The organism is Pseudomonas sp. PDM19 (assembly GCF_014852215.1).
GTDB lineage: Bacteria > Pseudomonadota > Gammaproteobacteria > Pseudomonadales > Pseudomonadaceae > Pseudomonas.
This window is the reverse complement of the sequence record NZ_JACVBG010000001.1, coordinates 838,948-862,468: the sequence shown is the minus strand read 5'-3', so window position 1 is coordinate 862,468 and position 23,521 is coordinate 838,948. Positions and strand designations below refer to the sequence as shown.

At 66.2% G+C, this 23,521-nt stretch carries 18 protein-coding genes; 11 read left to right on the top strand and 7 right to left on the bottom strand.

Features of this window, described 5'->3' with window-relative positions:
- Window positions 1-32 precede the first annotated feature (32 nt).
- On the top strand, window positions 33-1,370 hold the full coding sequence (locus IB273_RS03705; protein WP_192223277.1) for an OprD family porin: 1,338 nt from the start codon (window positions 33-35) through the stop codon (window positions 1,368-1,370).
- Between the two features lie 586 nt (window positions 1,371-1,956).
- On the opposite strand, the gene IB273_RS03700 is transcribed toward IB273_RS03705, so the two are convergent.
- From IB273_RS03700 to IB273_RS03690, 3 genes are all read right to left on the bottom strand, one after another.
- The gene (locus tag IB273_RS03700) at window positions 1,957-5,106 is read right to left on the bottom strand and encodes a CusA/CzcA family heavy metal efflux RND transporter (RefSeq protein WP_192223276.1); all 3,150 of its coding nucleotides are present in this window, start codon (window positions 5,104-5,106) and stop codon (window positions 1,957-1,959) included.
- A gap of 12 nt (window positions 5,107-5,118) precedes the next feature.
- Window positions 5,119-6,381: an efflux RND transporter periplasmic adaptor subunit gene (locus IB273_RS03695; protein ID WP_225610068.1), complete on the bottom strand. Its 1,263-nt coding sequence runs from the start codon at window positions 6,379-6,381 to the stop codon at window positions 5,119-5,121.
- A gap of 171 nt (window positions 6,382-6,552) precedes the next feature.
- Entirely contained in the window at window positions 6,553-7,764 is a 1,212-nt protein-coding gene (locus IB273_RS03690; protein ID WP_192223799.1) for a TolC family protein, read from the bottom strand.
- Window positions 7,765-8,202: 438 nt separating this feature from the next.
- On the opposite strand from IB273_RS03690, the gene IB273_RS03685 reads away from it, so the two are divergent.
- Together IB273_RS03685 and IB273_RS03680 are read left to right on the top strand one after the other, a co-directional pair.
- Window positions 8,203-8,877 carry a heavy metal response regulator transcription factor gene (locus IB273_RS03685; RefSeq protein ID WP_192223275.1) on the top strand — a complete coding sequence of 225 codons (675 nt, stop codon included), beginning with the start codon at window positions 8,203-8,205 and terminating at the stop codon, window positions 8,875-8,877.
- The gene (locus IB273_RS03680) at window positions 8,874-10,259 is read left to right on the top strand and encodes a heavy metal sensor histidine kinase (RefSeq protein WP_192223274.1); all 1,386 of its coding nucleotides are present in this window, start codon (window positions 8,874-8,876) and stop codon (window positions 10,257-10,259) included. Before IB273_RS03685 ends, IB273_RS03680 begins: the two co-directional genes overlap by 4 nt.
- 1 nt (window position 10,260) lies before the next feature.
- Here IB273_RS03680 and IB273_RS03675 read toward each other — a convergent pair whose 3' ends face one another.
- The gene (locus IB273_RS03675) at window positions 10,261-10,596 is read right to left on the bottom strand and encodes a co-regulatory protein PtrA N-terminal domain-containing protein (protein WP_192223273.1); all 336 of its coding nucleotides are present in this window, start codon (window positions 10,594-10,596) and stop codon (window positions 10,261-10,263) included.
- Window positions 10,597-10,905: 309 nt separating this feature from the next.
- On the opposite strand from IB273_RS03675, the gene IB273_RS03670 reads away from it, so the two are divergent.
- Complete coding sequence (locus IB273_RS03670) at window positions 10,906-11,574, top strand: TIGR04211 family SH3 domain-containing protein (protein WP_081517032.1); 669 nt, start codon at window positions 10,906-10,908, stop codon at window positions 11,572-11,574.
- 4 nt (window positions 11,575-11,578) lie between these two features.
- On the opposite strand, the gene IB273_RS03665 is transcribed toward IB273_RS03670, so the two are convergent.
- The 3 genes from IB273_RS03665 to IB273_RS03655 form a co-directional block, all read right to left on the bottom strand.
- The gene (locus tag IB273_RS03665) at window positions 11,579-12,025 is read right to left on the bottom strand and encodes a GNAT family N-acetyltransferase (protein WP_192223272.1); all 447 of its coding nucleotides are present in this window, start codon (window positions 12,023-12,025) and stop codon (window positions 11,579-11,581) included.
- 86 nt (window positions 12,026-12,111) lie between these two features.
- The gene (locus tag IB273_RS03660) at window positions 12,112-12,564 is read right to left on the bottom strand and encodes a DUF4124 domain-containing protein (protein ID WP_081517030.1); all 453 of its coding nucleotides are present in this window, start codon (window positions 12,562-12,564) and stop codon (window positions 12,112-12,114) included.
- A 208-nt stretch (window positions 12,565-12,772) separates the two neighbouring features.
- On the bottom strand, window positions 12,773-13,693 hold the full coding sequence (locus IB273_RS03655) for a LysR family transcriptional regulator (RefSeq protein ID WP_138525469.1): 921 nt from the start codon (window positions 13,691-13,693) through the stop codon (window positions 12,773-12,775).
- A gap of 310 nt (window positions 13,694-14,003) precedes the next feature.
- Between IB273_RS03655 and IB273_RS03650 the strand changes: the two genes are divergently transcribed.
- From IB273_RS03650 to IB273_RS03620, 7 genes are all read left to right on the top strand, one after another.
- Window positions 14,004-16,373, top strand: a complete 2,370-nt coding sequence (locus tag IB273_RS03650; protein ID WP_192223271.1) for a TonB-dependent receptor — start codon at window positions 14,004-14,006, stop codon at window positions 16,371-16,373.
- 57 nt (window positions 16,374-16,430) lie between these two features.
- Window positions 16,431-17,336, top strand: coding sequence for a TauD/TfdA dioxygenase family protein (locus IB273_RS03645; protein ID WP_192223270.1), 906 nt, complete (start codon window positions 16,431-16,433; stop codon window positions 17,334-17,336).
- 201 nt (window positions 17,337-17,537) lie between these two features.
- A complete protein-coding gene (locus IB273_RS03640; RefSeq protein ID WP_192223269.1) occupies window positions 17,538-18,425 on the top strand; it encodes a TauD/TfdA dioxygenase family protein in 888 nt (295 codons plus the stop codon).
- A gap of 395 nt (window positions 18,426-18,820) precedes the next feature.
- Window positions 18,821-19,570, top strand: a complete 750-nt coding sequence (locus IB273_RS03635; RefSeq protein WP_192223268.1) for a GntR family transcriptional regulator — start codon at window positions 18,821-18,823, stop codon at window positions 19,568-19,570.
- Window positions 19,567-21,318, top strand: a complete 1,752-nt coding sequence (locus IB273_RS03630) for a fumarate reductase/succinate dehydrogenase flavoprotein subunit (RefSeq protein WP_192223267.1) — start codon at window positions 19,567-19,569, stop codon at window positions 21,316-21,318. Before IB273_RS03635 ends, IB273_RS03630 begins: the two co-directional genes overlap by 4 nt.
- Window positions 21,319-21,581: 263 nt before the next feature.
- The gene (locus tag IB273_RS03625) at window positions 21,582-21,827 is read left to right on the top strand and encodes a ferredoxin family protein (RefSeq protein WP_081517023.1); all 246 of its coding nucleotides are present in this window, start codon (window positions 21,582-21,584) and stop codon (window positions 21,825-21,827) included.
- 259 nt (window positions 21,828-22,086) lie between these two features.
- Window positions 22,087-23,493 carry an ABC transporter substrate-binding protein gene (locus tag IB273_RS03620; RefSeq protein ID WP_081517022.1) on the top strand — a complete coding sequence of 469 codons (1,407 nt, stop codon included), beginning with the start codon at window positions 22,087-22,089 and terminating at the stop codon, window positions 23,491-23,493.
- Window positions 23,494-23,521 lie beyond the last annotated feature (28 nt).

Below are 23,521 nucleotides of genomic sequence, written 5' to 3'. Positions count from 1 at the left end.
TCACCGACCATTCCTGCCCTTGGGAGCAAATCATGTACCGACGCAAATTCCCGCTGGCGGCTTCGCTGCTGGCACTGGGGGTCGCTTCGCCGACCGTCTTCGCCGAGGCCGAAAGCAAAGAGACAGCCGAAGGCTTCCTCGAAGGCGCCAGCCTGGAAATCCTCAACCGCAACCTCTACTTCAACCGCGACGCCCGCCACGGCCAGTCAGTGCCACCGCGCGGCAACGGCTACTCGGAAGTCTGGGCCCAGGGGATCATCGGCAAGTTCGAATCCGGTTTCACCCAGGGCACGGTCGGCGTGGGCGTCGACGCCTTCGCCATGATCGGCTTCCAGCTCGACACCGGTGACGGGCGCAACGGCGCCGGCAGCTCGGTGGACGTGCTGCCCACCGACAACGACGGGCGCACCGAGAGCGACTACGCCAAGGCCGGCGGCGCGGCAAAGGTGCGCCTGTGGGACACCGTGCTGAAGGCCGGCGACGTATTCCCGGAGACCCCCGTGGTGCACTACGGCGATTCGCGCCTGCTGCCCGAATCCTTCCGTGGTTTTACCCTGCAGAACACCAGCCTCGAAGGCCTGACGCTGCAAGGCGGCCGCCTGCACGCCATGAGCCAGCCGCAGTCGCGGCAGATGGACGACGGTTTCGCCACCTTCTACGCCGGCCCGGTGGATTCCGCCTGGCTCGCCTACGGCGGCGGCGACTACGCCATCAACGACAACGCCAGCATCAGCCTCTACAGCAGCCGCCTGAAGGACGCCTGGAACCAGTACTACTTCGGTACTGCGCTGAACTTCCCGCTCAGCGAGGCCGTGGAGCTGTTCGGCGGCTTCAACTACTACAAATCGCAGGACGAAGGCCGCGAGCTGCTCGGCGAGTTCAACACCAACATCTGGAGCGCCAGCGCCGGCGTGCACTTCGGCGCCCACCGCATCGCCGTCAGCCACCAGCGCAACAACGGCAACAACGACTTCGACTACCTGCGCCAGGCCGACTCGATCTACCTGGACAACTCCATCCAGTACAGCGACTTCAACTCACCGAAGGAGCGCTCGTGGATGGTCCGCTACGACCTCGACATGGCCACCTACGGCGTACCGGGCCTGAGCTTCATGACCCGCTATGCCCGCGGCACCGACGCCGATTACTCCAACGCCAACGCCGTGTACATGCGCACGGATGACAACGGCGACCCGCTCACCGATCAGAAGCGCTGGGAGCGCGACGTCGAGGCCAAGTACGTGTTCCAGGAAGGCCAGCTCAAGGACCTGTCCCTGCGCGTACGCCAGGCGACAACCCGCGCCACCGCCTTCGAGTCGGACCTGGACGAAGTGCGACTGATCGTCGAATACCCGCTGGCGATTCTGTGACGGTCTGCGCCTGATGGGAGGATGACGGAATTGTCAGCTGCGCCTCAGCCTCCCGTTAGGCGCGCCTGCGTATAACGGAAGCCATCACCGCCCCCCAAGGCTACTGGTGATGATTTCCCCGCAGCACTGCTCCTCTCCCTGGCGCTCCACGTGCCCTTTGGGGGGAGAGGAACTCTCGGCGCCCGAATGGGCGCCTTTTTTTGCCTTGAAGAAACTTCCCTGTGGGGGCGGCTCATGCCTGTGGTTTGCACGGCACCTATCTGTTGGCTCCCGAGTTACCCATGACGACGGAGCTGACCTGCAGAAGCGCGCCATGCGCGTGATCGCGGGCATGGCCCGCTCCTACAAGGAATCGTCGGCGTTGGGCGGTTTGCGAGCAAGGACTAGGCGTCCCCCTCGGTCCTACCCAGAGCATCTCTACATCACTCGAGGCTGGACCGTAGGGCGCATAACTCGCCAGCGTTATCCGCCGTCGTGGTATCGGCGGATAACCCGTTCCGGGTTATCCGCCCTGCATACTGACCTGCAGGAGCGTCCCATGGACGCGATCGCGTGCATGGCCCGCGTCCAGAGAGCGAGCAAGACGTCAGGCGCCCTGCCCCTCCTCATCCCGCCGATGCATCCAGCGATACAACGCCGGCAGCACCAGCAGCGTCAGCGTGGTCGAAGACAGGATGCCACCGATCACTACCGTCGCCAGCGGCCGCTGCACTTCCGCGCCGGTGCCAGTCGCCAGGGCCATGGGCACGAAGCCCAGGGACGCCACCAGCGCCGTCATCAGCACCGGACGCAGACGCGTCAGAGCACCCTCGCGGATCGCCGCGTCGAGGCCGCGCCCTTCCTCCCGCAGGCTGCGGATGAAGGAGATCATCACCAGACCGTTGAGCACCGCCACCCCCGACAGCGCGATGAAGCCCACGCCGGCGGAGATCGATAGAGGAATGTCGCGCAGCCACAGCGCGACTACGCCGCCAGTAAGAGCGAAGGGAATCCCGGTGAACACCACCAGCCCGTCACGGACGTTGTTGAACATCATCAGCAACAGGGTGAACACCAGCAGCAGCGCCACCGGCACCACGATCTGCAGGCGCTGCGCCGCCGACTGCAGCTGCTCGAACTGGCCGCCCCAGGTGGTCCAGTAACCGGCCTGCAGCTTCACCTGCTGCCCGATGCTGGCGCTGGCCTCGGAGACGAACGAACCGATATCCCGCCCGCGCACGTTGGCGCTGACCACGACAAGGCGCTTGCCGTTCTCGCGGCTGACCTGGTTCGGCCCCTGCACCAGTTCCAGGCGCGCCACTTCGCCCAGGGTGATGAAGCCGATGCGCGAGTCCGTGGCGTTGGCCGGGGCCGGCACCGGGATGAGCATGCGCGACAGCGCGTCGATATCGCTGCGCAGGTTTTCCGGCAGGCGCACGATCAGGTCGAAGCGGCGGTCGCCATCGAACAGCGTGCCCGCCTCACGGCCACCGATGGCCACGGCGACGTTGTCCTGGATGTCGCCGACATTCAGCCCGTAGCGCGCCGCACGCTGGCGGTCGATGTTGACGGTAAGCACCGGCAGGCCGCTGGTCTGCTCGACCTTCACCTCGGACGAGCCCTGCACCTGGCGCAGCACGCCGGCGATCTGTTCGGCGGTCTGGTTCAGCACCGCCATGTCATCGCCGAACACCTTCACCGCCACATCGCTGCGCACCCCGGAAATCAGTTCGTTGAAACGCAGCTGGATCGGCTGCGACAGCTCGTAGGCGCTGCCCGGCACGCCGTTGGCGGCTTCCTGGATCTCCGCCTCCAGCTGCGCGCGGCTCTTCTTCGGGTCGGGCCACTGGTCCTTGGGCTTGAGCATCACGTAGGCGTCGGAGATGTTCGGCGGCATCGGATCGGAGGCGATCTCCGCGGTGCCGGTGCGGCTGAACATGCGCTGCACCTCGGGCACCTTGTCGAGCACCTGGCGCTCGAGCTTTTCCTGCATGGCCACCGATTGCGACAGGCTGGTGCCTGGCGTGCGCAGCGATTGCAGGGCGAAGTCGCCCTCGCCCAGGCTGGGCACGAACTCGCTGCCCATGCCCCTGGCAATCACGCCCGAGAGCACCACCAGCACGGCGGCCACGGCGAACACCAGCGCACGACGCGCCATCACCCAGTCCAGCACCGGTTCGTAGGCGCGGCGCGCACCGCGCATCAGCAGGTTCTCCTCTTCCTTGACCTTGCCGGTGATGAACAGCGCGATGGCCGCCGGCACAAAGGTCACCGAGAGGATCATCGCGCCCAGCAGCGCCAGCACCACGGTGAAGGCCATGGGGTGGAACATTTTCCCCTCGACACCGGTGAGGGCGAAGATCGGCAGGTACACCACCATGATGATCAACTGGCCGTAGATCAGCGCCCGGCGCGCCTCCTTCGAGGCGGCGAAGACCTCATGCAGGCGCTCGCTGCGGGTCAGCATGCGGCCGTGGTGCTGCTGCGCGTGGGCCAGGCGGCGGATGGCGTTCTCGACTATCACCACGGCGCCGTCGACGATGATGCCGAAGTCCAGCGCGCCGAGGCTCATCAGGTTGGCGCTGATGCGGTTGCTGAACATGCCGGTGAAGGTGAACAACATGGCCAGCGGGATCACCATGGCGGTGATCAGCGCCGCACGGATGTTGCCGAGGAACAGGAAGAGCACGGCAATCACCAGGATCGCGCCCTCGGTAAGGTTGCGCTTGACCGTGGCGATGGCCTTGTCGACCAGTTGCGTGCGGTCGTAGACCGTCACCGCCTTGACCCCGGCCGGCAGCGTGCGGTTGATCTCCTCCAGCTTCGCCGCGGAGGCCTTGGCGACGGTGCGGCTGTTCTCGCCGATCAGCATGAACACCGTGCCGAGCACCACTTCGCGGCCATCCTCGGTGGCGGCGCCGGTCCGCAGCTCGCGGCCGAGATCGACCTCGGCAATGTTGCGCAGGCGTATGGGCGTGCCGTCGACATTGGCCACCACGATATTGGCGATGTCTTCCAGGCTGCCCACCTGCCCCGGTGCGCGCACCAGCAACTGCTCGCCGTTGCGCTCGATGTAGCCGGCGCCGACGTTGGCGTTGTTGCGCTCCAGCGCGGCGATCACATCCGCCAGGGTCAACCGGTAGGCCGCCAGCCGGCGGGTGTCGGGGGCAACCTGGAACTGCTTGGCGAAGCCGCCGATGGTGTTCACCTCGGCGACGCCCGGCACGTTGCGCAGCTGCGGCTTGATCACCCAGTCCTGGATCACCCGCAGGTCGGTCGGCGTGTACTCGCTGCCGTCCTCCTTGCGCGCGCCCGGCTCGGCCTCGATGGTCCACAGGAAGATTTCCCCGAGGCCGGTGGAGATCGGCCCCATGGCCGACTCGACGCCCTCGGGCAGTTGCTCGCGCGCCTGCTGCAGGCGTTCGTTGACCAACTGGCGGGCGAAGAACAGGTCGGTGCCGTCCTTGAAGATCACCGTCACCTGCGACAACCCCGAGCGCGAGATCGAGCGCGTCTGCTGCAAGCCCGGCAGGCCCGCCATGGCGGTCTCCACCGGGTAGGTGACGCGCTGCTCGGTCTCTAGCGGGGTGAAGCCCGGCGCCGAGGTGTTGACCTGCACCTGCACGTTGGTGATGTCCGGCACCGCGTCGATGGGCAGCTTCTGGTAGCTGGCGATACCCAGGCCGGCCATGCCGAGGACGGCGAGCAGCACGAGATAGCGCTGCTCGATGGCGAAACGAATGATGCGTTCGAACATGTTCTCGCCCCGTCAGTGCGCGTGGGACGCCGAGCTCTTGCCCAGCTCCGACTTGAGAATGAAGCTGCCTTCGGTCGCCACCTGGTCGCCGGCGACAAGCCCGGCCAGCACCTCGACGAGACCTGCGCTGCGGACGCCGAGATCGACCGGCCGCGGGTCGAAGCCCTCGGCACTGCGCACGAACACGCTGGGCTTGCCTTCCACCTCCTGGATCGCCTGCTCCGGCACCGCGACCGGCACCTGACGCGCATTGCTGCTCACCCGCACATTGACGAACAGGCCAGGGCGCCAGGCGCCATCGGGATTGGCCAGGGTGACGCGGGCCACCGCGCTGCGGGTCTGCTCACCGAGCAGGTTGCCGACATAGCTGACGCGGCCGTCGACCTGCATGCCGAGGTCCGCCGCCTCCACCCGCGCCGGCTTGCCCACCTGCACCCGCGCCAGGTCCTGCGGCGCCACGCTGAAGCTGGCCCAGACCCGCGACAGGTCGGACAGCGTGAAAGCCGCGGTGGTCTCGCTGACCACCTCGCCGGGCACCAGGTGCTTCTCCACCACCACGCCGTCGAAGGGCGCGCGCAGCTCATAGCGATTGCCCCCGGCGCTGACCGACACGCCGCTCAGTGCATTGGTTTTCTGCTGTGCGTTGGCCAGCGCGATGCGCGCCTCTTCCAGGTCCTGGCGGGCCTGCAGGTAGTCCTGCTCGGCGGAAATCTTCTCCTGCCACAACTCCCGTTCGCGTTCGAAGGTCTTGCTCGCCAGGCTCGCCCGGCGCTGGGCGGCGGCCAGCTCGCTGCGCAATTCGGAGACCTGCTGGCTGGCGATCACCGCCAGCAGTTGGCCCTTCTTCACGCTCTGCCCGAGGTCCACCGCCACCGATTCCACTACGCCGGGCGTGCGCGGCACGACGTGGGCGGTGCGGTCCTGGTCGAAGCCGATCTCGCCGGGCAGGCTGAACGCCTCGTCCAGCGCCTTCGGCCCGGCCGTGGCGAGCTGGATACCGGCGGCCTCGATCTGTGCGGGGCTCAGGTGCAGGCCCTCCTCCTCGGCTTCGCTGGAGGCGTTGACCGGTGGCGCAGCGTGATGTTCAGCATCAGCATGGCTGGGCGCTTCGGCATGGCGCGTCGGCGCGGCGTTGCCGTGGTGCTCGCCGTCCGCATGGGTCGCGTCGTCGAGGTGGCTGCCACCGGCCTGTTCGCTGCCCATCCAGGCGTAGGCGCTGACGCCCAGCGCGGAGGCCAGCAGAACGGCGGCGGCGAGAGGGGTTTTCTTGATCATGGAAGCTCCGGGAAATTTCCGCCGGCGCCGCGCCGTAGCGCAGGCACCGCAGGGTGATGGAGGGTGCTGAAGAGGTCGTGGACGCACCAGTGCACGGGCAGGCTCACGGTCGGCGCGGCGGCAGACGGTGTCAGGCTCACGAGCAGCAGACCGAACCAGGCGCAGCGGCGCCTAGCGGGCCGCGCCGACATCGCCGTAGACCCTTTCGATCCGTCCCCAGGCATCGCTGACCTGGGCCAGCGCACGCAGGTACTGGTCGCGGGCGGTGATCAGGGTGCGCTGGGCATCGAGCACTTCGAGGAAGCCGAACTTGCCCATCTCGAAGCCGCGCGTGGCGCTCTCCACGGCGGTCTGGGCGCTGGGCAGGATGGTCTGGCGGAAGGCATTCACCTCGCCCTGGGCGGTGCTCCACTGCTGCAGCGCCTGCTGGGTTTCCTGGCGCAGGCGCAGTTCGGTGGCGTTGCGCAGGTCACGGGCCTGATCGGCGCGGCGGGATTCGGCGAGGATGTTGCCCTGGTTGCGGTCGAACAGCGGCAGCGGCAGGCTGAAGCCGATCACCGCGATGCGGTCGCGGTTGCCGGCGTCGATGGCCTCCTGGGTGCCGACGCTGACGTCGAGGTCGGGAATTCGCTGGGTCTTCGCCAGCCGCACAGCGGCCTCGCCCTGATCGATGCGGGTCTGCGCCAGACGCATTTCCGCGCTGTCGCCCAGGCGGTCGAGCAGCTGATTGCTGCTGGGCAGGCCGGGCAAGGGGTCGACGCTGTCGCTGCGCACGCCGCTGAAATCCGGCAGTGCCAAGCCCATCAGCGCGGCCAGTGCCTGGTTGGCGTCGGCTCGTTCGCGGCGGGCGCGGGACTGTTCCAGGCGTACTTCGGCGAGTTGCACCTGCGCGCGGTTGGCCTCCAGCGGTGGTGCCTTGCCAGCACGCACGCGCCCCTCGGCCGCAGTCACACCACGCTGCGCCAGTTCCACCGACTGCTGTGCCAGGCGCTCCCGCTCCTGGGCGCGCAAGGACGTGTAGAAAGCCGCGATCACTTCGCCACGCAGCTGGTTGCGCCGCGCCTGCAGGCTCAGTGCGGCAACATCCTGGCCGCGCTCGGCCAGCTCCACCCGCGCGCCGCGCTTGCCGCCCAGCTCCAGCGGCTGGCTGATACCGATCGTGGTGGTGCGATTGCGCGAATCCGTGCCTTCCTGGTCCCAGGACAGCGTCGGGTTGCGCAGCAGGCCGGCCTGTTCGCGCAATCCCTGGGCGATGCCGATTTCCCGGCCGCTGGCGGCCAGCTCGGGGTTGCCGCTGGCGGCGGCCTGCAGGGCATCCTCGATGCCGATCTCGCGGGCCTGCGCCCCGCTTGGCAACTGCCAGAGCAGCAACGCCAGCAGCATTGCCGACACGGCAAATCCAGTACGTCTTGAAAACACGGCGAACCTCGCACGGTGGAGTCAACTTCGACGGCATCCCGTCATTTCCACCGGCGAATCTAGAAGTGCCTCTCTAGCGACAAGGTGACTGGATAATTACAAACATGTAATTGGCCATCTGCCGACTTCCCGTTGTATGTATTTAAAAAGGCCCCGCGCCTCTTCCAGGTAACTTCAGGAAACAATTCGCGGCACTCCGGACAAACTGAAGCCCTTCTGAAATCCCTTACAGACCAGCGACCTACAGAACTTTCAGTACTCCGCCCCCAGCCAGAAATGCGACATCGCCAGGGTTGACCCTGAAGTCGCTACAGCTTCTAGACTGCGCGCCTTTCTCGTTGGCGGCATGAACTTCCCTACGCCTGCGGCACCACTCTTCACGTAATTACCGGGTAACTATCCATGAAAATCCTGCTCATCGAGGACGACCACAAGACGGCCGATTATCTGCAACAGGGACTGAGTGAAAGCGGCTATGTCGTCGACCGCGCCGACAACGGCGTCGACGGCCTGCACCTGGCCCGGCAGTGCGCCTACGACCTGGTCATTCTCGATGTGAACCTGCCGCAGATGGACGGTTGGGATGTGCTCGCCAGCCTGCGCCAGCACAGCGACATCCGCGTGATGATGCTCACCGCCCGCGGCCGTCTCACCGAGCGGGTGAAAGGCTTCGACCTGGGCGCCGACGACTACCTGCTCAAACCCTTCGAATTCCCCGAACTGCTGGCCCGCGTACGCTCGCTGATGCGCCGCAGCGAACGCATCGACCAGCCGCAAGTGCTGCAGATCGGCGGGCTGGAGCTGGACCCCGGCCGCCATCGCGCCTACCGCGACGGCCAGCGCATCGACCTGACCAGCAAGGAGTTCGCCCTGCTGCACCTGCTGATGAGCCGCAGCGGCGAAGTGCTCTCGCGCACGCAGATCATCTCGCTGGTCTGGGACATGAACTTCGACTGCGACACCAACGTGGTGGAAGTCACCATCCGCCGCCTGCGCGCGAAGGTCGACGATCCCTTTGCCGACAAGCTGATCCACACTCTGCGCGGGGTCGGCTACGTGCTGGAGTCCCGCGCATGAAGGCGGCCAGCCTGTCGCTGCGTATCGGCCTGTGGGTCGGCGTGCTGGGGTCGGTGCTGATGGCCCTGCTGCTCACCCTCGCCTACCTCGCCCTCGACCATCAGCTGGACCAGCGCGCCCACCGCGAGCTGGAGGACAAGCTCGGACAACTGCGCCACGCGCTGGAGGCCGACCCCGGCCTCGCCGCCCTGCCCCTGCGCGGCCATGCCCTGCAGGACCAGTTGATGGGCCACGACAACCTCAGCGCCGCGCTGCTCGATGAGCAACGCGGACGGCCGGCGCAATTCAGCAGCGGGCCGAATACCGACCTGCCGAAACTCGACGAGTTCGCCGGCAACGGCCGCGCCTTCGGCTGGACCACGGCGGACGGTCGCCGCCTGCTCACCGAACGCAGCCTTGTCCGTCTGCGCGACGGAAACAGCCTGCGGGTGTTCCTGACCCTGGATCGACGCGACGACGACGCCCTGCTTGGCGCCTTCCTGCGTTCGGCCTGGCTGGCGGTGCCGCCGTTGCTGCTGCTGATCGCCCTTGGCGCGCGCCTGGTGGCCAAGCGCGGCCTGCTACCGTTGCGCCAGTTCGGCCAGGTGGCCTCGCTGGTCACCACCCAGGACCTCAGCCACCGCATTCCGCTGCAGGACCTGCCACGTGAGCTGGGCAAGGCGGCGCGGGCACTGAACCTGATGCTGCACCGGCTGGATGGCGGCGTGCAGCAGCTCACGCAGTTCTCCGACGACATCGCCCACGAGCTGCGCTCACCCATCGGCAACCTGCTGGGCAAGGCTCAGGTGACGCTGTCGCGGCCACGGGAAAAGGAAGAGTACGAGGCGGTGCTGGCGGCGAGTACCGAGGAACTGGAACGGGTCGGGCGGATCGTCAGCGACATGTTGTTCCTCGCCCAGGTCAGTCATCCGCGCGCGCTGCTGCCGCAGGAGCCGGTGCAGCTGGAGGAAGAAGCGGCGAAGGTCGCCGAGCTGTTCGATTTCAGTGCCGAGGAGAAGTCGCTCTCCATCGTCATCGAAGGTCACGGGCGGGTGGTGGGTGACCGGCTGATGATCCAGCGCGCCATGTCCAACCTGCTGTCCAACGCCATCCGCCACACGCCCGAGGGCGAACGCATCAGCGTGCAGGTGCGGGACGATGGCGAAGCCGTGACGCTGCAGGTGCAGAACCCCGGCGCGGGCATAGCCGCCGAACACCTGCCGCACCTGTTCGAGCGCTTCTATCGGGTCGACAAGGGCCGTTCGCGGGCACAGGGCGGCACCGGCCTGGGGCTGGCCATCGTGCGCTCGATCATGGAGCTGCACCTGGGCTCGGCCAGCGCGCAGAGCTCGGAGGAAGGGCCGACGCGCTTCCTCCTGAGATTCCCCGCTTCACCTGACTGAGTCAGCGGGTGGCGCGGCAGGCAACGCGCTCGGTGCGGTACTCGATGGCCTGTTCGTCACCGAAGGAGTCCTTGTAGCGCAGCTGCACCGGCACCACGCCGCAGTCGCTGCTCATCGGCGTCACCGCCACGACTTCGGCGATGTCCAGGTTCATCCCGTAGGTGTACTGCTTGGCCTCGGCGATCTGCGTCGGCGACGGCGCACCCTGGCGGGCCTGCATGACCTGCTGGCGGGCCTGCTCCATGCGCGCGAAGGTGATGTCGCCGCCACCGTCGGCCAGGGCCAGGGAGGAAACGCCCAGCAGGGCGGCGGTCAGGAAGATGCGGGAGAGTTTCATGGCAGTCACCTCGTGGTGGTTGAAAGTGACTCCACCTTAAGAGGCCGCCGCTAACGGGAAGCTGAGGCAAGGATGACGATTCGGTTATCCGGCGCACGGGCCACTGCGGCAAAGCAGGCAATTTCCCACCACTCATCCGTGCATTTTTCCAACGGTGAACTCTCGGCGTCCGACAACTGTCTGTGTGCTGTCGGCCCCCCGGGTGGGTTTCCTGGCCATTGGCCACCCGGTCAGTTCTCAATAAGTTGCCCGGCCGACGTTTTCGCTCCCGCAAGGCGGGTTTCGTTCCAAGTCATGTGAAGATTGCCCATGTCCCTATCGCGTCGCTTCCCCGCACGAGTTTCTCCCCTCCAGACCCGCGCCCTCGGTGCCTGCCTGTTCGCCAGCCTGCTGGCCGCCGGCGCTCCGGCCCAGGCCGAGGAGCCCGCCAGCAACGCGCGCTGGGTGAACGACAGTCTGAGTACCTACGTGCGCAGCGGCCCTACCGACGGCTACCGCATCGTCGGCACCCTGACCTCCGGGCAGAAGGTCCAGCTGGTCAGCACCTCCGGCGACTACAGCCAGGTGCGCAGCGACAGCGGCAGCACCGTGTGGATCGCCAGCAAGGACCTGCAGGAGAAGCCCGGCCAGGCAGAACGCCTGCCCTCGCTGGAACAGAAGGTCACCGAGCTGACCACCCAGTTGCAGACCATCGACGACTCCTGGAAGAACCGTGTGCAGGGCATGCAGGAAACCCTGGACGCGCGCAAGAAGCTCATCGATGAGCTGCAGGCCGCGCGCAGCGCGCTGGACGCCGAGCTGAACCAGGCGCGCTCGCAGCTGCGCGATACCCAGGCGCAACTGGGCGACGAGAACAAGCAGGTGCTGATGCGCTACATGGCTTATGGCGGCAGCATCGCCGGCGCCGGCCTGCTCGCCGGGCTGATCCTGCCGACCATGCTGCGCGTGCGCCGCAAACGTAGCACCGAGTGGGTCTGACGCTTCAGTCGATGCGCAATTCGTATTGCCGGTAACCCAGGGCGTCGCTGCCCTGCGGTTCGAATCCGGCGCGTTCGTACAGACGCCGCGCCGGGTTGTCGGGGCGCACGCTGAGCTTCAGCCGCAGGTAGCCCTCCTGCCGGGCATCGGCGATGTAACGTTGCAACAGCGCTGCACCAACGCCCTTTCCCCGCCAAGCCTCGCTGACGCCCAGGGTGCAGAGCTCCGCGCTGCCCGCTTCGGGCAACCAGAGGCTGTAGCCGACGCTCTCGCCATCGAACTCGGCGATGGTCAGCCGCTCGAAGTGCTCCAGCCAGCGCGCCAGGTGGCGGTCGAAGTCTTCTCGCCAGCGCTCCTCATGGGCAGGCTCCCACTGGCGGATATAGGCCTCTTCGCCACGCTGGACGAAGGGGACATCGGTGATGCGGGCGGGGCGGAGCGAGAAGCTCATTGCAGTTTCCATGGCAGGAACAAGCAGTACGACCTGACCATCGCATCCGTCAGGTCCCGGTGGCAACTGGCAGAATCGACCGAATCTCATCTCGGCGCACTCAGCATACCTTCCAGGCGTGATTTGACGTCCGCTCGCTCCTCCATCAAGCGCTGCAGGTCCACGCTGTATTGCAGATTCACGACGTCAATTTCAGCCAGCGCATCCTGCTGCAGATTATCCAGGCGCGCGCCCCGCTCCTTTAATAATGCTGCAATGCGGCCATCGAGGCTGCTGAGTCTCTTGCGCAGGAACGTCACCTTGTGGAATTTCCAACGCCCCATTGCTGCGACGCGAACAGACTGGTTGGCGGCCTCCTGCTGCGTGAGCTCTTCGTCGGTCGGCTGGGGAGAAATAGCGGGTTTGACGAGGATTGCATCGGCGGAGCAGGGATGTTGGGAAAAAGTCGTTCGACCTTCGACAGTGCACTTGTAGATCTCGGCTTGCGCGGTATTGAAACCCAGCGCGGCCAGAAGGACCACGACGAATGGGAAGCGCATGATGCAATGCTCCTGACCACTCCATTGGTATGCCTGTAAACAGGACCCTTGGGATTGCTATCAGATTGACATGCACTGTCCGAGCGAGTTCTTGGGCGCTCTGTAAAGGTTCGGTAAATCCTTCCGGCACGGTCTTGGCTCAAGTCGCGGCAGCGCGCCACGCCCGCGATCCACCGGCAGGGCCGGCGTCAGGCACTCTGCCGCTGCCTCACGCCACCTCGCTTTCCACGCCCGCATCCAGGTCCACCAGCAGCTCGATCATCGCCCGCGCCGCCGCCGAGAGGCGGTCGCCGCTGCGGGTGACGATCCCGCAGCGTGCCTGGAGGATGTCGACGTTCTGCGGCAGGTTGCGAAAGTGCAGGCGCACCAGTTCGCCACGCGCCATCGGTTCGCTCAGCGCCTCTTCCACCGCGATGCCGATAGCGTCGGTCTGGCTGACGATGCGCACCAGCGAGGCCATGTCCTCGCACTGCACGTTGGTGCTGATGTCGATCTTGCCGCTGAGGTTGGCGAGCATCTTCCGCGCGCTGGGCGGAATCAGCGTGGCCGCCAGCGGGTAGGCGAACATGTCGTTGGTGGAGAGACTCTCCTTGGCCAGCAGCGGGTGCCCCTCGCGGCAGAAGAACAGCCCGCTGCGCGGCTTCAGCGCGCGGGTCTGGAAGTTCGGATCGGCTTCGAAATGGCGGATGTCGGCGACGAAGAATTCGATCTCCTCGCGGCTCAGGCTGCGCGCCAGGCGCTCCCAGTTGTCCACGCCGAACTGGATGTGGATGCGCGGGTAGCGCTGGACGAAGCGTGACACCGCATCGGACACCAGCTTCTGCGCCGGCGCCGGCCCGCTGCCGAAGCGCAGCTCGCCAGAGTCCAGCTTGTTCAGACGGGCCACCGCGTGGCTCAGGTTATTGGCGCCCTGCACCAGGCTCAGCGCATGCTGCAGCACCACCTGGCCCTCGGGGGTCGGGCGCAGGTCCTTGCTGCCACGGTCCACCAGGCGGCAGCCCAGTTCCTGCTCCAGGCCCTGGATACTGCGGCTGAACGCCGGCTGGGTGATGCCCATGGCGTCGGCGGCGCGAACGAAGCTGCGGTGTTCGTTGAGGGCGATGAAGTAGCGGAGTTGGCGCAGATCCATGATGCATTTCCGGCATTGAAAATAGTGGGCAAAGGCATTTGCCGCTGGGTATGCGCTGGTTTTAAATGCAAGCTCTTATTCCGTCAACGAAGAATAAAACAAACATCTATTCTTTTATGAACTAAGAATATAGCTCAGACCAGGAGTCGCCCGATGCCAGCCCTGCACCTCCTTTCCTCGCGAATGTGCCTGTCCCGCTGTCGCTGACAGCCAAAGCCGCACCCACCCACAACGAAAAACGTCGTTCGCCACTTTTGCCTGGCGCGGCCCCGTTTTGCCCGCGAACAGCGTGCAGAGACAAGGACACAGCATGACTTCGAGACATTCGCCCTTCCCCTTTAAGCCCCACCGGCTGCGCCAGGCCATTTTCCTGCTGGCCCTGGGCGGCGCCCTGCCGGTATTCGCCGAGGAAGCCGAGGACGGCAGCACTACCAGTGATACTGCCAAGCCCGTGAGCGCAGCGCCCGCCAAGGCCGACGCCACCCTGGGCAAGGTCACCGTCACCGCCCGCCGCCGCGAGGAAGACTCGCAGAAGGTGCCCACGCCGATCACCGTGGTCGGCGGCGAGACCCTGGAGACCCAGCGCGTCTACAAGGTGCAGGACCTGCAGCAGATCCTGCCCAGCGTGAACGTGGCCTTCATTCACGCGCGGCAATCGAGCATTGCCGTGCGCGGCATCGGCAACAACCCGGCCAGCGACGGGCTGGAAGGCAGCGCCGGGGTCTACCTGGACAACGTCTACCTCGGCCGCCCCGGCATGGCGGTGTTCGACCTGCTGGACATCGAGCAGCTTGAGCTGCTGCGCGGCCCACAGGGCACGCTGTTCGGCAAGAACACCACGGCCGGCGTGCTGAACATCAGCACCCGCGCGCCGACCTTCACCCCCGAGCGCAGCGTCGAGGTCTCCGGTGGCCAGGACGGCTACTTCCAGGGCAAGGGCAGCGTCTCCGGCGCCCTGACCGACACCCTGGCCGGGCGCGTCTCGGCCTACCGCACCCGCGATGACGGCTACATCAAGAACATCCACGACGACAACACCCTCAATGGCGGCGAGCGCCAGGGCATCCGCGGGCAATTGCTGTTCAAGCCCAACGAGGATTTCGACCTGCGCTGGATCAACGACTACAACGAGGAGGATTCGAGCAACGGCAGCATGGTGGTGTACGGCGCCGCCGACCGCTTCTGGCAGCGCGCCGCCTCGGTGGGTGCCTCGCCGGTGCGCGATCCGGGCCGGCACAAGGTCAACATCAACGCTCGCCAGCATGTCAGCGTGCACCAGGGCGGCAGCTCGGTGGAGGCCAACTGGAACCTCAATGGCGGCTACAAGCTGACCTCCATCAGCGCCTACCGCTACTGGCACTTCACCCCGGCCAACGACGAGCAGCTCGACGTCTCGGCGATCAACAACACCGGCGTGGAAGTCCACGACCGCCAGTTCTCCCAGGAAATCCGCCTGGCCTCGCCCACCGGCGGCTTCTTCGACTACGTGCTGGGCGCCTATGCGTTCAATCAGAACCTGGGCAACAAGACCTTCACCAGCTACGGCCCGCTGGCCGACCGCTACCTGCTGGGCACCGACCTGAATGCGCTGAACAACACCTACTCGAAAGCCAACGGCAAGATCGAGACCGACAGCTTCGCGCTGTTCGCCCAGGGCACCTGGCACCTCACCGACAAGCTGGATTTCACCGCCGGCCTGCGCGGCACCTACGAGGAGAAGGACGCCAAGGTCGAGCGCTTCGACCCGGTCGGCGGCGCACCGGTAGCTGGCGTCGGCGCCGTGGTACGGCGCAACCAGCTGGGCGCCTATGACTCGGGCGACCTCAGCCTCTACAGCTTCGCGCCCTCGGCGCTGCTGAGCCTGAGCTACCAGTTCACCGATGACTTCCTCGGCTATGCCTCACTGTCCCATGGCGAGAAATCCGGTGGTGTGAACCTGGCCGTGGCCAGCGCCCCGACGGCGGGCGCGGATTCGCTGCTGGTCGGCCCGGAACGCGCCAACGACGCCGAACTGGGGATCAAGACGACCCTGTTCGACAACCACCTGCAGCTCAACACCAACCTCTTCTGGACGGGCATCCACGGCTACCAGGCGACCACCCTGTACCAGCCGCCGGGCTCGACCCAGCTGGTCTCGGTGCTCTCCAACGCCGGCAGCGTGCGCTCGCGCGGCCTGGAGTTCGAGGCCACCGCCCTGCCCGTTCGCGGCCTGACGCTGAACTTCAACGGCTCCTACAACGACGTCACCTACCTGTCGTTCAAGGACGCCCCGTGCCCGGCGGAAATCTCCACTCAACCCAACGCCCCGGCCACCTGCGACCTCACCGGGGACCGCGTGGTCGGCGCCTCGAAGTGGATCGCCAACCTCAACGGCGAATACGCCTGGAACCTCGACGACGGCATCCGCCCCTACGTGACCGGCAGCTACTCCTACCGCTCCGAGGCCGAAGGCACGCTGGACAACTCCGAGCTTTCGAAGATCGACGGCTACGGCCTGGCGAACTTCTCCGTCGGCCTGCGCAAGGACCTCGGCGACGGCCAGCTGGATGCTTCGGTCTGGCTGAAGAACGCCTTCGACAAGGACTACTACCTGGCCGCCTTCGCCAGCATCAACGGCTCCTATACCGCCTCGGTGGGGCAGCCGCGCACCCTGGGCGCCTCGGTTCGCTACGACTTCTGATCCCCATCCGCCGCGCCCCGGCGCGCGGCTCTATTGCCACAGCAAGAGGACGATGAGATGAGCAACGCAGCACAAGCTATCCAGCAGCACGCAGTAAGCCTCGACATCCACCCGGTTGCCGGCCGCATCGGCGCCGAGATTCGCGGCGTGAAGCTATCCGGCGAGCTGGACGCCGCCACCGTCGACGCCATCCAGGCCGCGCTGGTGAAGCACAAGGTGATCTTCTTCCGCGGCCAGACGCAGCTGGACGACCAGGGCCAGGAGGCCTTCGCCCACCTGCTCGGCAAGCCGGTAGCGCACCCCACCGTGCCGGTGCAGGACGGCACCCACTACCTGCTGGAGCTGGACGGCGCCCAGGGCCGCCGCGCCAACTCCTGGCACACCGATGTGACCTTCGTCGACGCCTATCCCAAAGCCTCGATCCTGCGCAACGTGGTGGCGCCCGAGGCCGGTGGCGACACCGTCTGGGCCAACACCGCCAGCGCCTACGACGACCTGACGCCGGAGCTCAAGGCCCTGGCCGATTCGCTCTGGGCGGTACACAGCAACGAGTACGACTACGCCGGCATCCGCCCGAACTTCGACCCGGCGCGCCTGGAGGAGTACCGCAAGATCTTCACCTCCACCGTCTACGAAACCGAACACCCGGTGGTGCGCGTGCACCCGGTCAGTGGCGAGCGGACCCTGCTGCTGGGGCATTTCGTCAAGCGCCTGAAAGGCCTGTCGCAGCATGACTCGGCGCACCTGTTCGCCGTGCTGCAGAGCCATGTCACGCGCCTGGAGAACACCGTTCGCTGGCGCTGGCAGCCGGGCGACGTGGCCATCTGGGACAACCGCGCGACCCAGCACTACGCCGTGGACGACTACGGCACCCAGCCGCGCATCGTGCGCCGCGTGACCCTCGACGGCGATGTGCCGGTGAGCGTCGACGGACAGCGCAGCCGGACGATCAAGAAGATTTGAAGGTCCTCTGCCGACGAACCCTCTCCCCAGCCCTCTCCCTGAAGGGAGAGGGAGTATCCGATTGAAGCGTATCTCCCGTGCAGTCCTGCTACTTCGGTGCAGGACTGGCTCGTGGTTTCGCCTGGCACCGATCCAGTCCCCTCTCCCTTCAGGGAGAGGGTCAGGGAGAGGGCCGCCCATGCCTGAACGGAGCACTGCAAGATGACCCAATCCGCCCTCCAGCAATCCACCCCCGAACCCTTCGCCATCGTCCCCCTCGACGCCCCGCTGGGCGCAGAAGTGCGCGGGCTGGACGCCCGCGAGCCGCTGACGCCGGAACAGATCCTGGCGATCAGGCAGGCCCACCGCGAGCACCACATCCTGATCTTCAAGGACCAGCAGCTCGACGACCAGCAGTACCTGCGCTTCGCCACCCTGTTCGGCGCGGTGTTCCAGCCGCCGGCAGATATCCCGGTGCTGTCCTCCGGCGCCGACGGCAAGGCCCCGGACATCGTCAAGGTGGCCAACACCGAAGACGGCGAGCTGGGAAATTTCGCGCTGCCCGCCCACGTCGACCACCAGTGGACCCCGGTGCCCTCCTCCGGCTCCTTCCTCTACGCGCTGGAGGTGCCCAGGACCGGCGGCGAAACCCAGTTCACCAACCTCGCCCGCGCCTACGAGACGCTGGATGAAGCAACCCGCGCCGAGATCGACCCGCTGCGCCTGATCAACTACAACCCGTTCATCCGCCTGAAGAGCGGCGGCTACAACGGCACCTTCGTGCGCTACCGAACCCCGGACATCGAGCCGATCCAGGGCACCGAACACCCGCTGGTGCGCACCCACCCGGAGAACGGCAAGCGCGTGCTGTTTCTCTCCGTGCACACCGAAGTGGAAATCCCCGGCGCCGACCCGCAGCAGGGCGCCGCGCTGGTGGAGAAACTGCGCGAACACCTGCAGCAGCCCGAGCTGATCTACAGCCACAAGTGGTCGGTCGGCGACATCGTCTGGTGGGACAACCAGGCCGTGCTGCATGGCCGCAATGCGTTCCCGGCGAGCGAGAAGCGCCGTCTGAAGCGCATCAGTCTCTCCGGCAGCCGGCCGTTCTGAGGCACCGTCCCACCTGCGGCGGATAACGCTGGCGCGTTATGCGCCCTACGAACCGGAGTATCCGCGGCGAGACTTGCCCTCACCCCAGCCCTCTCCCAAAGGGAGAGGGGGCCGTTCGGTGCGATTGGCGAAAATGAAGTCACCCGGCGAGCGCCGATTTCAGAACCGCTCAGGACAGTCCCCTCTCCCGCTTGCGGGAGAGGGTGAGGGTGAGGGGCCTTTGATTTTGTAGGAACCTCCAGCCCCGTAGGGTGAATACGCGCCAGCGATATCCGCCGCAATCCCCCGAAAAGCCCTGGAGACAACGCTCTCTATGCTTATGCCAAATCGTTTCTTGTCCTGAATCAATTATTCCTTTTATAGTTTCGGCAACTCGTCATAACAAGTTATGAACTATGGCCGAACTACTCCCCCTCTCCCCCGTTCCCCTCTACAGCCAGCTCAAGGAAGTCCTGCGTACGCGCATCCTCGACGGCACCTATCCGCCGCTCAGCCGCATGCCCTCCGAGGCCGAACTGGGCAAGGCCTTCGAAGTCAGCCGGATCACCGTACGCCAGGCGCTGGGCGACCTGCAGAAGGAAGGGCTGATCTTCAAGATCCACGGCAAGGGCACCTTCGTCGCCAAGCCCAAGGCATTCCAGAACGTCAGCACGCTGCAGGGCCTGGGCGAATCCATGACCCAGCGCGGCTATGAGGTGATCAACCGCCTTCGCAGCTTCAAGACCATGCCGGCCAACGCCCAGGTCGCCGCCCGCCTGCAGGTGGCCGAGGGCGAGAACGTGGTGCAGATCAAGCGGGCCCGCCTGGTCAACCGCGAGCTGGTGTCGCTGGAGATCACCTGGCTGCCCGAGCACGTCGGCAAGCGCCTGGAGAAGGCCGACCTGGTCAGCCGCGACATCTTCCTGATCCTCGAGAACGACTGCGCCCTGCCCCTGGGCCATGCCGACCTGGCCATCGACGCCATCCTCGCCGACGCCGAACTGGCCCGCGCGCTGGAGGTGCAGGAAGGCTCGCCGGTGATGCGCATCGAGCGCCTGACCCACACCGCCGACGGCGCGCCACTGGACTACGAACACCTCTACTACCGCGGCGATGCCTTCCAGTACCGCCTGCGCATCGACCGCCACAAGGGACAGCACCAATGAGCCAGTTCGACCTCTCCCAGGTACCCGCGGACAAGGAACTCGCCTACGACATCGTGGTGATCGGCGGCGGCACCGCCGGCCCGATGGCGGCGATCAAGGCCAAGGAAGCCAACCGCGAGCTGCGCGTGCTGCTGGTGGACAAGGCCAACGTCAAGCGCAGCGGCGCCATCAGCATGGGCATGGACGGGCTGAACAACGCGATCATTCCCGGCCACGCCACGCCCGAGCAGTACACCAAGGAAATCACCGTCGCCAACGACGGCATCGTCAACCAGGCGGCGGTCTACGCCTATGCCACCCACAGCTTCGAGACCCTCCAGCAGCTGGACCGCTGGGGCGTGAAATTCGAGAAGGACGAAGTCGGCGATTACGCGGTGAAGAAGGTCCACCACATGGGTGCCTACGTGCTGCCCATGCCCGAGGGCCACGACATCAAGAAGGTGCTGTACCGCCAGCTCAAGCGTGCACGCATCGAGATCACCAACCGCCTGGTGGTCACCCGCCTGCTGACCGATGCAGACGGCGCGGTCAACGGCCTGCTCGGCTTCGACTGCCGCACTGCACAGTTCCAGGTGATCCGCGCCAAGGCCGTGGTGCTCGCCTGCGGCGCCGCCGGCCGCCTGGGCCTGCCCTCCTCCGGCTACCTGATGGGCACCTACGAGAACCCCACCAATGCCGGCGACGGCTATGCCATGGCCTACCACGCGGGGGCGGAACTTTCGAACCTGGAGTGCTTCCAGATCAACCCGCTGATCAAGGACTACAACGGCCCGGCCTGCGCCTACGTCACCGGCCCGCTGGGCGGCTACACCGCCAACAGCAAGGGCGAGCGCTTCATCGAGTGCGACTACTGGAGCGGCCAGATGATGTGGGAGTTCCATCAGGAACTCGAAGGCGGCAACGGCCCGGTGTTCCTCAAGCTCGACCACCTGGCCGAGGAAACCATCCAGACCATCGAGGACATCCTCCACAGCAACGAACGCCCCAGCCGTGGCCAATTCCATGCCGGGCGCGGTACTGACTACCGCCAGCAGATGGTGGAGATGCACATCTCGGAGATCGGTTTCTGCTCCGGCCATTCGGCCTCGGGCGTTTGGGTCAACGAGAAGGCCGAGACCAGCGTCAGGGGCCTGTATTCGGCCGGGGACATGGCCGCCGTGCCGCACAACTACATGCTCGGGGCCTTCACCTACGGCTGGTTCGCCGGGGCCAACGCCGCACAGTACGTGGCCGGGCGCGAGTTCAGCGAAGTCGATGCCGCCCAGGTCGAGCGAGAGCGCGAACGCGTCTTCGCCCCGCTCAAGCGCGAGCACGGCCTGCCGCCGGCGCAGGTCGAGTACAAGCTGCGGCGCATGGTCAACGACTACCTGCAGCCGCCCAAGGTGACGAAGAAGATGGAGATCGGCCTGCAGCGCTTCGCCGAGATCGTCCGCGACCTCGACCAGCTCAAGGCCAGCAACCCCCACGAACTGATGCGCGCCATGGAAGTCAGCGTGATCCGCGACTGCGCCGAGATGGCCGCGCGCGCCTCGCTGTTCCGTACCGAGAGCCGCTGGGGCCTGTACCACCACCGCGTCGACTACCCGCTGCGCAATGATGCCGAGTGGTTCTGCCATGCGCACCTGAAGAAGGGCGAAGACGGCGCGATGACGAGTTTCAAGAAGCCGATCGAGCCTTATGTGATCGCGCTGGATGAGGATGAGCAGCAGGCTTACGAGAAGCTGCGGGTGAAGAGCGAGGCGGCATAGTGGGTCGTTCGCCGAGGAGCCCCTCACCCCAACCCTCTCCCAGAGGGAGAGGGGGTCGTTCGGCGCGAAGGGCGACAATGTCGTCAGCCGGCGAGCGCCGATTTCTTCACCGCTCAGGACAGTCCCCTCTCCCTCTGGAGCGGGGCGCGCAGCCAGGGTTAGGGTGAGGGAAGACCCCGAGCACCAGAACCACCCAGGAACACCGAACAGAATCAGCCGACCGCCACGACGGCCGGCAAGCAACACCATGAGGACCGCGTGCAATGGCCTACCAACCCCAGGAAATCTTCTTCCGCTCCAGCGCCCCGGTGACGGTGGACGAGGACAAGTGCATCGCCGACAAGGGCTGCACCGTCTGCGTCGAGGTCTGCCCGATGGACCTGCTGGCGATCAACCCCGCCACCCAGAAGGCCTACATGGCCTTCGACGAATGCTGGTACTGCATGCCCTGCGAGAAGGACTGCCCGACCGGCGCGGTGAAGGTCGAGATTCCCTACCTCCTGCGCTGAGACCGCCGTCCCGTGCAGCTCCGTAGGGCGCATAACGCGCCAGCGTTATCCGCCATGGATCCATCGGCGGATAACCTGTTCCAGGTTATCCGCCCTACGGTGCTACGACGCGGCTCCTGCAGGTGAACGCAGGACGACACCGATAACCAGAAACGCCATCCGGCCCCACCGCCGGACGCCTGATGCACCGCCCCTCGTTTCCCACCGCAAGGCCTGCGGCGGAGACGATTCCAACACTGATGATTCGAGGGGAACACCCATGACCTTGCGCACCACCCTGGCCGGCCTTGCGCTCGCCATTGCCAGTCTTTCCGCCCATTCGGAAACGATCCGCGTCGCCATCGGCACCCAGGACACCACCATCAACTGCGCCGCTGGCGGCCTGCTGATCCGCGAACTCGGCCTGCTCGACAAGTACCTGCCCCACGACGGCGCATACAAGGACGCGCAGTACGACGTGCAGTGGAAGAACTTCACCAGCGGCGCGCCACTGACCAACGAGATGGTCGCCGGCAAGCTCGACTTTGGCGCCATGGCCGACTTCCCCGGCTCGCTCAACGGCGTCGCCCACGAGGCCGCCGGCAAGCGCAGCCTGTTCATCAGCGTGCTCTCGGGCAGCATCGACGGCAGCGGCAATGGCATTGTCGTGCCCGCCGCCTCCAAGGTGCAGTCGCTGGCCGAACTCAAGGGCCAGACCATCTCCGTGCCCTTCGCCTCCACCGCCCACGGCCTGCTGCTGCGCGCCATCGCGGCACAAGGCTGGGACCCGGAGAAGGACGTCACCATCATCGCGCAGCCGCCGGAAGTCGCCGGCTCCGCCCTGCAGGCCAACAAGATCGCCGCCCACGCCGACTTCGTGCCCTTCGCCGAGCTGTTCGAAAGCCGCGGCATCGCCCGCAAGATCTACGACGGCTCCCAGGCCAAGGCGCCGACCTTCCACGGCGCGCTGGTGGAAGCCGACTACGCGCAGAAGTACCCGGAAATCGTCGAGGCTTACCTGCGCGCCACCTACGAAGCCAACCAGTTGCTGGCGCAAGACCCGGAGAAGTACAGCGAGCTGATCGAGAAGGTCGCCGGCATTCCGGCCGAGGTGAACTACCTGTTCCACGGCCCGCTCGGCCTGCAGACGCGGGACCTGACCTGGAAACCCGAATACCGCCAGGCCGTGGCCACCGCCATCGATACCCTGAAGCTGCTGAAGAAAGCCGACCGCGGGCTGAACGTCGACCAGTTCGTCGACGACCGCTACCTCCGCGCCGCCTTCAAGGCCTCCGGTGCCGACTACGACGCCGCGCTGAAGAACTACGCGCAACAGCCGCTGCTGGGCAATGACGCGCTGACCGACCAGCCGATCAGCGATACCCGCAAGGTCGCGCAGATCTGGGTGCGCGGTGAGCCGAAAGTGCGTAGCTACGCGACCGCCAAGGAAGCGTTGGGGCAGTTGGCCGAACTCAAGCAACAGGGCAAGGACATCCGCGCGGTGTACGCCCAGGCCAGCGACAGCGGCATCAAGCTGCTCGCCGGGCAGGCCTGGTTCGTGCGCGGCAAGGACGGCGCACTGGATGCCTTCCTGCTGCGCGAACAGGCCGATGCCTTCGCCCGTCAGCACGGTGGGGAAGTCGCCGACTTCGCCGCCGCCAGCCAGCAGGCCGTGGCCAGCCGCTGAATCGACAACCCGCCCCGGCGCCCGCGCG

Excerpts from the sequence above, each read along its gene's own strand:
- IB273_RS03705 (WP_192223277.1), top strand. The coding sequence starts at position 33 with ATGTACCGACGCAAATTCCCGCTGGCGGCTTCGCTGCTGGCACTGGGG.
- IB273_RS03700 (WP_192223276.1), bottom strand. The coding sequence starts at position 5,106 with ATGTTCGAACGCATCATTCGTTTCGCCATCGAGCAGCGCTATCTCGTG.
- IB273_RS03695 (WP_225610068.1), bottom strand. The coding sequence starts at position 6,381 with ATGATCAAGAAAACCCCTCTCGCCGCCGCCGTTCTGCTGGCCTCCGCG.
- IB273_RS03690 (WP_192223799.1), bottom strand. The coding sequence starts at position 7,764 with ATGCTGCTGGCGTTGCTGCTCTGGCAGTTGCCAAGCGGGGCGCAGGCC.
- IB273_RS03685 (WP_192223275.1), top strand. The coding sequence starts at position 8,203 with ATGAAAATCCTGCTCATCGAGGACGACCACAAGACGGCCGATTATCTG.
- IB273_RS03680 (WP_192223274.1), top strand. The coding sequence starts at position 8,874 with ATGAAGGCGGCCAGCCTGTCGCTGCGTATCGGCCTGTGGGTCGGCGTG.
- IB273_RS03675 (WP_192223273.1), bottom strand. The coding sequence starts at position 10,596 with ATGAAACTCTCCCGCATCTTCCTGACCGCCGCCCTGCTGGGCGTTTCC.
- IB273_RS03670 (WP_081517032.1), top strand. The coding sequence starts at position 10,906 with ATGTCCCTATCGCGTCGCTTCCCCGCACGAGTTTCTCCCCTCCAGACC.
- IB273_RS03665 (WP_192223272.1), bottom strand. The coding sequence starts at position 12,025 with ATGAGCTTCTCGCTCCGCCCCGCCCGCATCACCGATGTCCCCTTCGTC.
- IB273_RS03660 (WP_081517030.1), bottom strand. The coding sequence starts at position 12,564 with ATGCGCTTCCCATTCGTCGTGGTCCTTCTGGCCGCGCTGGGTTTCAAT.
- IB273_RS03655 (WP_138525469.1), bottom strand. The coding sequence starts at position 13,693 with ATGGATCTGCGCCAACTCCGCTACTTCATCGCCCTCAACGAACACCGC.
- IB273_RS03650 (WP_192223271.1), top strand. The coding sequence starts at position 14,004 with ATGACTTCGAGACATTCGCCCTTCCCCTTTAAGCCCCACCGGCTGCGC.
- IB273_RS03645 (WP_192223270.1), top strand. The coding sequence starts at position 16,431 with ATGAGCAACGCAGCACAAGCTATCCAGCAGCACGCAGTAAGCCTCGAC.
- IB273_RS03640 (WP_192223269.1), top strand. The coding sequence starts at position 17,538 with ATGACCCAATCCGCCCTCCAGCAATCCACCCCCGAACCCTTCGCCATC.
- IB273_RS03635 (WP_192223268.1), top strand. The coding sequence starts at position 18,821 with ATGGCCGAACTACTCCCCCTCTCCCCCGTTCCCCTCTACAGCCAGCTC.
- IB273_RS03630 (WP_192223267.1), top strand. The coding sequence starts at position 19,567 with ATGAGCCAGTTCGACCTCTCCCAGGTACCCGCGGACAAGGAACTCGCC.
- IB273_RS03625 (WP_081517023.1), top strand. The coding sequence starts at position 21,582 with ATGGCCTACCAACCCCAGGAAATCTTCTTCCGCTCCAGCGCCCCGGTG.
- IB273_RS03620 (WP_081517022.1), top strand. The coding sequence starts at position 22,087 with ATGACCTTGCGCACCACCCTGGCCGGCCTTGCGCTCGCCATTGCCAGT.